General features: G+C 44.5%; 9 protein-coding genes, 1 pseudogene and 3 riboswitches. Of the genes and pseudogenes, 7 read left to right on the top strand and 3 right to left on the bottom strand.

Translation table 11 applies throughout. From position 1 onward, the window contains the following. Nucleotides 1-86 precede the first annotated feature (86 nt). The 4 genes from D8S85_RS11065 (at nt 87) to D8S85_RS11080 (ending at nt 4,438) form a co-directional block, all read left to right on the top strand. Entirely contained in the window at nt 87-680 is a 594-nt protein-coding gene (locus D8S85_RS11065; RefSeq protein WP_106480767.1) for a MarC family protein, read from the top strand. A gap of 98 nt (nt 681-778) precedes the next feature. Further along, nucleotides 779-959, top strand: a riboswitch (cobalamin riboswitch). A 135-nt stretch (nt 960-1,094) separates the two neighbouring features. After that, nucleotides 1,095-3,302: an anaerobic ribonucleoside triphosphate reductase gene (locus tag D8S85_RS11070; RefSeq protein WP_106480768.1), complete on the top strand. Its 2,208-nt coding sequence runs from the start codon at nt 1,095-1,097 to the stop codon at nt 3,300-3,302. Beyond that, on the top strand, nt 3,295-3,813 hold the full coding sequence (gene nrdG / locus D8S85_RS11075; protein WP_106480769.1) for an anaerobic ribonucleoside-triphosphate reductase activating protein: 519 nt from the start codon (nt 3,295-3,297) through the stop codon (nt 3,811-3,813). Before D8S85_RS11070 ends, nrdG begins: the two co-directional genes overlap by 8 nt. 16 nt (nt 3,814-3,829) lie before the next feature. Then, nucleotides 3,830-4,438 carry a DUF2284 domain-containing protein gene (locus tag D8S85_RS11080; RefSeq protein ID WP_106480770.1) on the top strand — a complete coding sequence of 203 codons (609 nt, stop codon included), beginning with the start codon at nt 3,830-3,832 and terminating at the stop codon, nt 4,436-4,438. Here D8S85_RS11080 and D8S85_RS11085 read toward each other — a convergent pair. From D8S85_RS11085 to D8S85_RS11095, 3 genes are read right to left on the bottom strand one after another with little or no spacing between them, the layout of a single operon-like run. Continuing rightward, nucleotides 4,393-4,914 carry an acetyl-CoA carboxylase biotin carboxyl carrier protein subunit gene (locus tag D8S85_RS11085; RefSeq protein ID WP_158641557.1) on the bottom strand — a complete coding sequence of 174 codons (522 nt, stop codon included), beginning with the start codon at nt 4,912-4,914 and terminating at the stop codon, nt 4,393-4,395. The genes D8S85_RS11080 and D8S85_RS11085 overlap by 46 nt on opposite strands. A gap of 8 nt (nt 4,915-4,922) precedes the next feature. Then, nucleotides 4,923-6,407 carry an acetyl-CoA carboxylase biotin carboxylase subunit gene (locus tag D8S85_RS11090; RefSeq protein ID WP_106480772.1) on the bottom strand — a complete coding sequence of 495 codons (1,485 nt, stop codon included), beginning with the start codon at nt 6,405-6,407 and terminating at the stop codon, nt 4,923-4,925. 16 nt (nt 6,408-6,423) lie between these two features. Next, entirely contained in the window at nt 6,424-7,965 is a 1,542-nt protein-coding gene (locus D8S85_RS11095) for an acyl-CoA carboxylase subunit beta (RefSeq protein WP_127075065.1), read from the bottom strand. 122 nt (nt 7,966-8,087) lie between these two features. Continuing rightward, a riboswitch (cobalamin riboswitch) is annotated at nt 8,088-8,271 on the bottom strand. A gap of 109 nt (nt 8,272-8,380) precedes the next feature. Here D8S85_RS11095 and D8S85_RS11100 point away from each other — a divergent pair. From D8S85_RS11100 to D8S85_RS11110, 3 genes and pseudogenes are all read left to right on the top strand, one after another. Further along, complete coding sequence (locus D8S85_RS11100) at nt 8,381-9,199, top strand: GIN domain-containing protein (RefSeq protein WP_106480774.1); 819 nt, start codon at nt 8,381-8,383, stop codon at nt 9,197-9,199. Between the two features lie 59 nt (nt 9,200-9,258). After that, nucleotides 9,259-9,461: riboswitch (cobalamin riboswitch) on the top strand. A 100-nt stretch (nt 9,462-9,561) separates the two neighbouring features. Beyond that, nucleotides 9,562-11,244: a putative transporter gene (locus tag D8S85_RS11105; protein ID WP_127075753.1), complete on the top strand. Its 1,683-nt coding sequence runs from the start codon at nt 9,562-9,564 to the stop codon at nt 11,242-11,244. A gap of 52 nt (nt 11,245-11,296) precedes the next feature. After that, nucleotides 11,297-12,598: pseudogene (locus tag D8S85_RS11110) on the top strand (threonine/serine ThrE exporter family protein); the annotation flags it as partial. Nucleotides 12,599-12,643: the final 45 nt, after the last annotated feature.

The following is a 12,643-nucleotide window of genomic DNA, read 5'->3' on the forward strand; positions in this document are numbered from 1 at the left end:
CTACAAGTGGCAAGTACATTTCTTTAAGGTCGGTTTCATAAATACGTACTGCACTTGTAACCCGCAAATTTCATGTTAACACGAATATGGACTTCAGTATCAATATAAAAGAAATATTCACCGCCTTTATGGTACTTTTCGCCGTGATTGACATCACGGGATCAACCCCCATTATCATCGGGTTGAATGATTCAGGAAAAAAAGTCAGTGCAGAAAAAGCCGCAGGAATATCTCTCATTATATTTATAGTATTTCTTTTCGCGGGGGACGGATTATTGAAACTATTCAACATCGACATTTCCTCCTTTGCCCTTGCCGGGGCATTGGTACTTTTCGTGCTCGCCATAGAAATGACCTTTAGTATCGAGATATTCAGAAATGATGGCCCGGAAGGTTCGGCAACAATCGTACCCGTCATTTTTCCACTTATCGCGGGAGCCGGGGCATTAGCGACCACACTGACACTTAAATCAGAATGCAGTGTTTTTAGTATTATTATTGCCATTCTTCTTAACATGACTGTCGTCTATGTTGTTTTACGTAACGTCTATTTAGTAGAACGGGTTCTCGGAAAAGGTGGCGTTTACATCCTACGAAAATTCTTTGGCATCATTCTACTTGCCATGTCTGTAAAAATTTTCGCATCCAATTTAAACGCGCTGCTGGCAACTCTATCTTGAATCAAAAATTTTCTTTTTGGAAAACTTTTTGGAAAAATTAAACGAGAAAGTTTTCCAAAAAAGACATTTTTTTCTCACCAATAAAAAAAATTTCTTCATACATTTGTCTAGATTTTGGTTCCTTCAAGAGGGATTAAAAGGGAATCAGGTGGAAATCCTGAACAGTCCCGCTGCTGTGAGTTTCACTCAACGATTCAAGTATCATATAGCCACTGTTTTCAATGGGAAGGCACTTGATCGGGAACAAGTCAGAAGACCTGCCAAGATCAGAGGTTTCAAAGGCTTTCGAGGAAAAAGCCGGGAACGCAGGTATTCCAAATATACTTACATCCCGTTTTTAATCATAAGTCATCTCAAACCAAGATAAATTAAAAATTCATGTAATTGCAATTAAACTAAAGGAATAAAAAAGATATGATTCAGACAGTTGTAAAAAGGGATGGCCGGGTTGTCGGCTTTAATGAAGAGAAAATCATTGCAGCCATTCGCCGGGCAATGCTCCACACGGCACAGGGAGAGGACATGGAATTAGCATCCACCATTGCCGACCGAATTGCCTATCGAGGAGCTGAACGGATGACCGTGGAAGAAATACAAGACCATGTAGAGATCGAACTCATGAAAAGCCGCAGAAAAGATGTGGCACAATTATATATCGCTTATCGGAACCAGCGGAGCATTGCGCGCAAAGCAAAGACGAGAGATATTTTCCTGGAAATTATCGAAACAAAATCCAATGACATTACCCGGGAAAACGCTAATATGAACGCGGACACCCCGGCAGGAATGATGATGAAATTTTCCAGTGAAACGACCAAACCTTTTGTCGACGACTACCTGTTAACCGAGGAAGTAAAAAACGCCGTTCGCCAAGGCTACCTACATATCCATGACAAAGACTATTATCCCACGAAAAGTCTCACCTGCGTGCAACACCCGTTGGATAAAATTCTGAAAAACGGATTCTTTGCCGGACACGGGGAATCACGTCCGGCCAAACGTATAGAAACTGCCAGTATCCTTGGATGCATCTCCTTGGAAACCGCCCAAAACGAAATGCATGGAGGACAGGCTATTCCTGCTTTCGACTTTTATCTGGCTCCTTACGTACGCTCGAGTTTTATAGAAGAAGTCAAAGTACTGGAAGAGTTATACGGAGAAAACTATAACCATCTTTATCACATTGAAATCTCGGACTACATGCCACGAGAACTGACAGGATTGACCGGAGAAGAAAGAGTTCTACAACACGCTATCAATCGCACGGTGAACCGGGTACATCAATCCATGGAAGCTTTTATTCATAACATGAACACCATCCATAGCCGGGGTGGTAATCAGGTCGTCTTCAGTTCTATCAACTACGGCACGGACACTTCTGCCGAAGGACGTTGTGTCATTCGAGAGTTGTTGCGTTCTACCTACCGGGGAGTGGGTAATGAAGCCACGGCAATTTTCCCTATTCAAATCTGGAAAAAGAAAAGAGGGGTAAACTACCTTCCGGAAGATCCGAATTACGATCTATATGAATTCGCATGTAAAGTTTCCGCACGTCGTTTTTTCCCGAATTTCATAAACTTGGATGCCACTTTCAATCAACACGAAAAATGGAGAGCTGATGACCCGGAACGATTCCGTTATGAAACAGCCACCATGGGATGTCGCACCCGTGTATTCGAGAATCGTTTCGGAGAAAAAACTTCTATCGGACGTGGGAATCTTTCTTTTTCTACGGTAAACATCGTTCGACTTGCCATCGAATGCATGGAGATAAAAGACGAGACCGCTCGGGTGGAAACGTTCTTTTCAAAACTGGATGAAATACTCGATTTAACAGCTTTACAACTGCACAAACGCCTGGAATTCCAAAAAACAGCCCGGGTAAAGCAATTTCCCTTACTCATGTCTTCTCTTTGGTTGGGTAGTGAAAAATTGGGACCGGATGACACCATCGAAAGTGTCATTAACCAAGGAACTCTAGGAATCGGCTTTATCGGCCTGGCCGAATGTCTGGTTGCTCTAACCGGTAAACATCATGGAGAAGATGCCAAGGCACAGGAACTCGGCCTGCGCATCGTATCGCACATTAGAGATAAGGCAAACGAGTACTCGGACAAATATCAGCACAATTACAGTGTACTTGCCACTCCAGCCGAAGGGCTTTCCGGGAAATTTACCGCAAAAGACAAGAAAAGTTTCGGTATCTTACCGGGAATCACGGATCGGGAATATTACACGAATTCCAATCACGTGCCCGTGTATTATAAATGCAGTGCCCGCCATAAAGCCGAAGTAGAGGCTCCCTATCACGACTTGACCCGGGGTGGTCATATTTTCTATGTCGAAATAGACGGGGATGCCACTCACAATCCGAGCACGATCATGTCAGTTGTCGATATGATGGATCGATACAACATGGGTTATTGTTCCGTGAACCACAACCGGAATCGTTGTATGGACTGCGGTTTCGAAGATGCTTCGGCACATTTGGAAGCTTGTCCGAAATGCGGAAGTACAAACATTGACCGCTTGCAAAGAATTACCGGTTATCTGGTAGGTACCACGGACCGCTGGAATCATGCAAAACTAGCAGAATTAAACGATCGGGTAAGACATGACTAACACGATTACATTATTGGATATTATTGAAGATACCGTTGTTGATGGACCCGGATTCCGGGTATCCGTCTACGCGGCGGGTTGTTCCCATCATTGTCCGGGTTGCCATAACCCGCAATCCTGGAACTTACGGAACGGTCACCCGGTTCCTTTGGATTATATTATAGCGAAAATCACAAATAATCCCTTCTCCAACGTAACATTCAGTGGAGGAGATCCGCTATTTCAAGTAGAGGGTTTCACGCGACTGGCCCAACGCCTGAAAAGCACCACGTCCAAAAACATCTGGTGCTACACGGGCTTCCGTTACGAAGAAATCATTAGCTCCAAACGGCTTTCTCAAATCCTGCCTTATATAGATGTTTTAGTCGACGGACGATTCGATCCGACCAAACGGAAAGAAGGACTCCTCTTTCGGGGAAGTTCCAACCAAAGATTGATAAACGTTCCCGCCTCGCTTCGTTCGGGAAAGGTTATCCTCTGGGAATACAATCCATATCCCCAATACGTTTGATGAAACCAGCCCAAAAATGTATACACTCACGCACCATATTGTCTCACTCCCGACTTCACAATACATTCAGGAGTTTCGTGATCCGGAAAAGTTCATTTCTTTCTGCCGGCAATGTGAACGCTATAATCGTTGTTGGGCCTGCCCGCCTTTTGAGTTTAACACGGACGAATATCTCTCCGGTTATCAACAAACGTACATCATCGGGACTAAAATAACATTCGATACGGCAACACGCGACTCCTGCACGACATTAGAAGAACACAAAACAATTTCCCTCCAAACCATAGAATCCGTCCGAAAGATCATCGATCCACGGCTATTGACTCTTGAACATGAATATTCCGGTAGCCGGGCCTTTTATGCAGGGACCTGCCATTTATGCCCCAAAAACACGTGTACCCGAATAAACGGGCATCCCTGTCTCCATCCTCAAGAAATACGCCCATCCCTTGAATCCGTCGGGTTTGACATCAGCAAAACAACCTCTGAACTCCTTCACATTGAATTACAATGGAGTAACGATGCCCATTTACCGGAATACCTTACCCTCGTAAGTGGCCTTTTCACGAAAGAGAGTGCCTACGCCCCGATTTCCACCAGGATCTCGTCTTTACTCACGGTTTGACCGGCAATCACACATACCCGGTGAACCCGTCCTTTTTGAGAAGCAACAATGACATTCTGCATTTTCATTGCCTCAAGCACAACTAGGGTGTCTCCCTTGTTAATCTCCTGTCCTACTTCTATCGACACGTCCAGAATTTTTCCCGGCATAGGAGATTTAATGGTTATATCGAAGATTTCACTCTGTCGGCCTGCCAATAATCTTTTCCGATTCAAAGAAAAGGGAGTTTCCACCGAAAAAGTATAAGCCACCCCATTAAGTAAAATCTCGTATTCATTCTGTCGGCGAGACACGATTTCCACCGGGTAGCGAATCCCCTTGTACAATAGGATCAAAAAACCATCTGCCTCCTCGACTAAGTCAATACGCATATTTTGCCGTTTCAGGCTAAACTCGTAATTATTCTTCACGGTGAACTCATACGCCGTGTTACTGCCACTAAGAGCTATATATTTCGTCACTTCTTTATTATCCATTCCGATCATTATAAATTTCTAATTCGTTTATTAAGCACCCAAGGATCTATACGGGTGTCAGGACCAACTTCCGGTGTATTCTCGTGAGTATACGTATATACCGCAAACAAAGCACCCAATAATTCCTCGTGAGGCTCTCTCCAAATGGGGGAACTCAACCGATTCTCTACAAACGAGGTATCGAAATCACCACTCCGATAAGTGTCGTTATGAAGAACTGCTTTACAAAAGGGAACCGTAGTCCGGATTCCCTTTACATGGAATCTCTCCAGCGCGGAAAGCATCCGCTCGATCGCTTGTTCTCGCGTCTCGCCGGTAACGATCAATTTAGCCACCATCGAATCGAAAAAAGGAGTAATTTCCGAACCGGGAGCAATTCCCGTTTCAATACGGATATGATTTCCCTGCGGCAAACGCAATCGTCGGATAATTCCCATACTGGGAGTAAACCCTGCCTGCACATCCTCCGCATTAATCCTACATTCGATAGCCCAACCTGTAAGTCGAATTTGAGACTGACGAAACGGTAGTTTACGCCCGGCAGCAATATTAAATTGCAACTCCACCAGATCAAGTCCCGTGATTTCCTCGGTAACAGGATGTTCCACCTGAATACGAGTATTCATCTCCATGAAATAAAAACGCTTTTGACTATCCAGCAAAAACTCCACGGTTCCCAAATTTTGATACCTTGCAGCTTTAGCCAAAGCAACAGCAGCCGTGGCCATCTTTTTCCGTAAACGATCATCGAGAGCCGGAGAGGGAGCCTCTTCCATTAACTTTTGATGTTTACGCTGAATGGAACACTCTCGTTCGCCCAAGTGAATCACATTTCCATGATTATCGGCAACAATCTGAAACTCGATATGCTTCGGACTTTCAAGATACTTTTCAATGAAAACAGAAGGATCATTAAAAGCCACTTGCGCCTCTGCCGTGGCTAACTTGTATAATTGCGACAATTCACTTTTCTTACGTACAATACGCATACCTCTTCCGCCTCCCCCGGAGACAGCCTTTATAATAACCGGATACCCCAGCTTGTCTGCCGTTTCCCGAGCATCATCAATATTCCGGACAGCTCCCTTGCTAGCTCCCAGCATCGGTACTCCACTACGTTCCGCAATCTCCTTTGCTGCCACTTTATCACTCATTAGACGAATCACTTCCGGCGAGGGACCGATAAAAATAATTCCATTCTCTCGACAACGTTCTGCCAATTCCGCATTCTCCGACAAATAGCCATACCCCGGATGTATCGACTCGATCTCATGCTCCCGGGCCAAATAAATCAAACAGTCAATATCCAAAAATTCAGACACTTTCCCATCCGTCTCCGGGAAATCAAGAACAAAATCTACAGACGATAAATACACGGCCTCCGGTTCCTTCCGGGTACGAATGGCGTATGTCACGATTCCCATACGTTTGGCCGTACGTGCAATCCGGATAGCAATCTCGCCCCGGTTAGCTATTAAAACTGATTTTATCATACTTTACATTTTACATTTAAAGAGGAATATTTCCATGCTTACGTCGTGGTAAGCTCACCGATTTTTTCTCCAGAGATTTCAATACCCGTATAATTTTCTGTCGGGTAACCGCCGGATCTATTACCTCATCAATAAATCCCTTCTCGTTAGCGATATAAGGATTAGCCACCTCATCCCTATACCGCACCAGCAAGTCTTTTTTCAAAGCTACAGGATCATCTGCCTCGGCAAGCTCCTTATGATAAAGAATCGCAATAGCCCCTTCCGGCCCCATGACGGCAATTTCGGCTGTCGGCCATGCAAAATTATAATCTCCACCAATCCCTTTGCTGTTCATCACGATATAAGCTCCTCCATAAGATTTACGCAGAACCACGGTAATCTTGGGAACCGTTGCCCGCGTGTAAGCATATAGGAGTTTGGCTCCATGCCGGATAATTCCAGCATGTTCCTGATCAGCCCCCGGTAGGAAACCGGGTACGTCCTCCAAAGTAACAATCGGAATATTAAAACTATCACAGAAATTAATAAAGCGAGCAGCTTTTACCGATGAATTCATATCCAGAGTACCCGCCATCACTTTAGGTTGATTCGCAATAATCCCGGTCACGAATCCTCCGAAGCGGGCTAAGCCGATAATGATATTGGGGGCATAACTCTCCGCAATCTCCAAAAACTTTCCCTTATCGGTAATCAACCGGATAACATCCCTCACATCATAAGGCTTATCCGGATCCTCAGGCACGATATCCCGTAAAATCTCTTCTACCCGGTCAACCGGGTCATCCGTCATCAGGAAAGGAGCATTCTCAATATTATTGGAAGGCAAGTAAGCCAACAACATCTTCACTCCCAACAACGTATTTTCATCATCATTAAAAACGAAATCCGCCACACCCGATTTTTCCGCATGTACAGAGGCACCACCAAGTTCTTCGGGAGAAATTGTTTCATTCAGCACCTGTTTTACCACGTTAGGACCAGTCACGAACATATAACTAGTTGCTGCCGTCATAAAAATAAAGTCGGTCAAAGCAGGCGAATAAACAGCACCCCCGGCAGCCGGCCCCATGATAACCGAAATCTGAGGGATCACTCTAGAAGAAAGTACATTTCGCCGGAATATTCCTGCATACCCCGCCAAACTAGCCACTCCTTCCTGAATCCGGGCTCCTCCCGAATCGATCAGTCCCACGACAGGAGACCCCGTTTTCAATGCCATATCCTGTACCTTCATAATTTTAGCCGCATGCACGGAACCCAATGAACCACCTTGCACGTTAAAATCCTGCGAATAAGCAAAAACCTGACGTCCATTCACGGTACCGAATCCGGCAATCACGCCATCCCCGTACGAACGTACGGCTTTACCAAAAGAAGTCGTAGCCGAAGGAGAATAAGCATCCACCTCTTCAAACGTTCCCTCATCGAAAAGAAATGCAATCCGTTCCCGAGCGGTAAGCTTTCCCCGATTATGCTGTTTATCCTCGTACTCCTTACCGTATTGTCGGGCTAAAGCATCTTGTCTTTCCAGAAATTTTTCAAACGATTTTCTCATACTAAATTAGTTTATACACTATTTAGCTTCACACGAAATAAAGGGAAAAAATAAGAAAGAAATTACGACCCACGTATTTCAACAGGGCTAATAAGTCTGACCTTAGCTTTATTCCGCGAAAGCATTGTCAATCCGCAAAGGCAGGTATCCTGACTTTCACCGTTTTTGCCGTCCTTCCCATCTTTTGAACAGTGGACATCAGTGGCAAATCCTTTCTGGTGATTACAGTTGCGCGACAGTCCGTGATTCTCACACGGTTCCCTATTCTCCCCGCTGAAACGGGGCACCTGAGCAGTCTGATTACATGTTGCAAAGAACTTTGACGGGAACAAATGTATAAAATATAATTGGTTTATAACACCAATGCCTGTAACTTTTCATCACCTTTAAGCGTTTCATCATAAAACAAATCACTATGAAAAAAATATTGTTTGTCATTTTCATGCTCTACCTCACGATAGCCGGCGCTTTCGCACAAGAACAAATCACCGTATCCCAATTCCAAGGCAAAAAAATCACAGAGATCGAGGCTCACGGGGTCTTTAGTATTATTGTCAGACAAGGCACCTCCACCGGAGTCACGGTAAACATTCCCGCCCGGTTTGAAAAGCAACTTGTCCTAAGACTGAATCCCGACGGGAAACTGCAAATCCATATCGAAGGGAAGATCACGAGTAAAAATAGAAGAAACAATGATGAAGACCAATTCACGGCAGAAGTCACCGTTACCACCCTCAATCAGGTCAAGCTAACCGGGGTCTGCAAACTGGAAACGATCGGGGATTTCACGACAAACAAGCTAAAAGTAGACCTTTCCGGGGCAAGCAAAATGCTCGTGGGCGGAGACTTCTTGGCAAAAGAAAAACTTGAAATAAAACTAAGCGGAGCCTCTAACTTCAAAGGTAAAATAACCAGCCCCGAATCTAATTTCAATATCAGTGGAGCTTCTAAGTTGACCCTGCAAGGCAACACGATTCGTTGTAAAATAGAAGTATCGGGAGCCTCGAAAGCAGCCCTTGACAACTTTTCGGTAAACGAACTAAAAGCAGAAGTATCGGGAGCTGCAAAAGCTCAATTCCAAGTCAAGGAAAAAATCAGCCTACATACTTCCGGTGCTTCAAAGGCCACGTACTCCGGAGATCCGATCATCCTCTCCCTACACTCTTCAGGAGCCTCTAACATCAATAAAATTAATTCAACATCTTTAGAAGACAGAAAAGAATATGAGAAATAATAATTCACTTGAAAGCATCCGAAATACCAAGAAAATAACACAACGTTTTCAACAAATTCATTACCTTTGCACTGAATTGGTTCCGGGAGATTGAATCATCAACCGGATGAAAAGGGAATCGGGTGAAAATCCCGGACAGTCCTCGCTGCTGTAAAACTCCATTCAACGTCCCGATACATACTTTTTCCACTGGTTTAAAAGAAATCGGGAAGGAATTGGGACGGGAGCCAGTCAGAAGACCTGCCATTCATTAAAGGCTGTTTTTGCTCGAGGGATTAGAGAAACAGTACGAAAAACAAATATACAATTATAATTTTAGTGCAGGCGTATTGCTTTTGCAATCCGGTGCTGCCAATTTATTTATGGAATTATTAAAAGATCTTTTCGAGGGAAGTCCCAATCTTTGGGGTGGCGGAGTAGCACACTCCGTGCTTATTTTATCGTTAGTAATCGCTTTCGGCATCATGCTAGGAAAGGTAAAAATTGCCGGGATCTCACTTGGTGTCACGTGGATTCTTTTTGTTGGAATCGTTTTCGGGCATTTCAATTTAAGCCTAAACGAACACCTACTTCACTTTCTGAAAGAATTCGGGTTAATCCTATTCGTTTATTCCATCGGCCTACAGGTAGGTCCAGGCTTTTTCTCCGCCTTCAAAAAGGGCGGCTTCACGCTGAACATACTGGCCGTCACGTCCGTTTCACTAAGTGTCGCGGTTGCTATTGTCCTCTATCTCGTGACAGACACTCCTATCACAACCATAGTAGGCATCCTTTCCGGAGCTGTCACCAACACGCCTGGTCTAGGAGCTGCCCAACAAGCCAACAGCGACCTAAACGGTATCGACGCCCCGGAAATCGCTATGGGATATGCCGTAGCCTATCCTCTAGGAGTAATCGGAGCAATCTTGGCATTACAAAGCCTAAAGTACATCCTAAAAATTAACACGACAACAGAAGAAGCCGAGGCTGAAAAAGGCATGGGCCACTTACAGGAACTTACAGTACGTCCCGTCTCTTTGGAAATCATCAACAAGGCTATTGACAATAAAACCATCAAAGACATTCATCCCCTGGTAAACCGCAAATTTGTCATCTCACGTATACGCGATCAATACGGGAAACAGGAACTGGTCAACTCGGACACCGAACTGCATCTTGGAGATCAAATACTTGTAATTTCCAACCCCAAAGATATTGAAGCCATTACCGTATTTTTCGGTAAACAAATTGACGTGAAATGGGAAGATGAGGATAGCAATCTCGTCTCACGCCGCATCCTCATCACGAAGCCCGAACTGAACGGGAAAACTTTATCCCAGCTCCGGATACGCCGAAACTTTGGGGCCAGCATTACCCGGGTAAACCGTTCCGGGGTGGATCTGGTAGCAGCTCCAAACTTACAACTGCAAATGGGAGACCGTGTCACCGTCGTCGGAAGCGAACTGGCAGTGAGTCATGCAGAGAAAATACTTGGCAATTCCCTGAAACGTTTGAACCATCCCAACTTGATACCTATATTTATCGGCATCGCCCTCGGGTGTATACTAGGAAGTATCCCATTCATGCTGCCCGGAATTCCGCAACCGCTAAAACTAGGGCTAGCCGGAGGTCCCCTTATCATTTCAATCCTCATCAGCCGTTTCGGCCCACACTACAAATTAATCACGTACACGACCATGAGTGCCAACCTTATGGTTCGGGAAATAGGAATTTCCTTATTCCTTGCTTGTGTCGGTTTAGGAGCCGGAAAAGGCTTTATCGAAACCATCGTGAACGAAGGAGGCTACATGTGGATCGGCTATGGAGCAATCATTACCATTTTCCCGCTACTTTTGACCGGACTAATTGGACGCTATGGTTGTAAACTAAATTATTACACGCTGATCGGTATTCTTTCCGGGGCCAACACGAATCCTCCCGCATTAGCCTATTCCAATGAACAGACCTCATGCGACGCCCCGGCCGTAGGTTATGCCACCGTTTACCCATTAGCCATGTTCCTTCGGGTTCTTTCGGCACAATTACTTATTCTCGCTTTGGGATAACCTATTTAAAATACGGATACATTTAACCATATTTGAAAGCTAGCACCCAAACATGGAAAGTTCAAATACCAAATTTCATCATACTACAGATCAAGTCAATCCTGAAGTATGGGATGTACTTCTTTTACGGCGTAAACTGGATCTTTTACTCCGCACGGGGAAATTATTGATGGAAAGCGCGGCAGACACAAATCGTATTGAACGAAATATGAAACGTGTCGCAGCTTTTATGAATATCCCCGAAGAGAAACTACATATTGACATTCGCTGGACCATGATCATGGTCAACGTAAGTGATGAACAACATTCATTTTCCAAATTTCAAAAGTGCGAAAATCATGCAATCAACATGACCATGATTTCACAAATCAGTAAACTATCATTCAAAGCGACAGAAGAAAACTATTCCTTGGATGATTATGAAAAAGAATTAGAGAACATTATCCATACCCCCCGAAATTACACTCCTTATCTGGTAGCTATCGGCGCAGGCTTTGCCTGTGGTGGATTCTGCAAATTATTCGGTTCCGACTGGATCGCCTTCCTGTTTGCCTCCATTTGTGCTTTCATAGGCTTCCGGGTACGAGCACGTTGCATGAAGACCGGTATCAATGTCTACATGAGTATTGGCATTGCTGCATTTGTCTCCACTTGCCTAGCCTATGCCTCTTCTTTCTCCGGTTTATCCTCAACACCTTATCATCCGTTATTGGCTTGTGCCTTATTCATCGTTCCCGGCGTTCCGCTAATTAATTTTGTTGATGACATGATCGACAATCACCTACTCGTTGGCATCACTCGCGCAGCCAACACGATCATGATGATCGGAGCCATGACTTTCGGTATTGCATTTGCCATGCGGATATTAATCGTGAACGATCTCAACATAAATCAAAAAATCAATGAATTAAGCATCGTTCCTCACGATTCCTATCTCGTGTATGCCCTTGCGGCTGCCATTGCAGCAATGGGATTTTCAATGATATTCAACGTACCCAAACGCCTGTTGTGGATCGTTGGCACAGGTGGAATTATTGCGGTATGCATGCGTAATTTCGTAAACTTAGAACTGGGCTATGGACCAGTTATCGGTTCATTCATAGGGAGTTTCACGGTCAGCCTTATTGCCGTAAAAGCCACACATTGGTTTCATGTTCCCAACCACGTACTAACCATTCCCTCTGTCATTCCTATGATTCCGGGAGTATTAATGTATCGCTCGTTATTAGGCTTTATCGAACTTCATGGGGTAATCGGAGAAGTTACCAACGCCTTCTTCAATGGCGTCAATTCAGCCCTCATCATTCTTTGTATTTCACTAGGTGTAGCCATCCCGAATATTGTTGCACGGCGAAATAAAAAATAGAGGCTGTCCAAATAGAACTTCAGACAGCCTCAT

The organism is Butyricimonas faecalis (assembly GCF_003991565.1).
Classification (GTDB): domain Bacteria; phylum Bacteroidota; class Bacteroidia; order Bacteroidales; family Marinifilaceae; genus Butyricimonas; species Butyricimonas faecalis.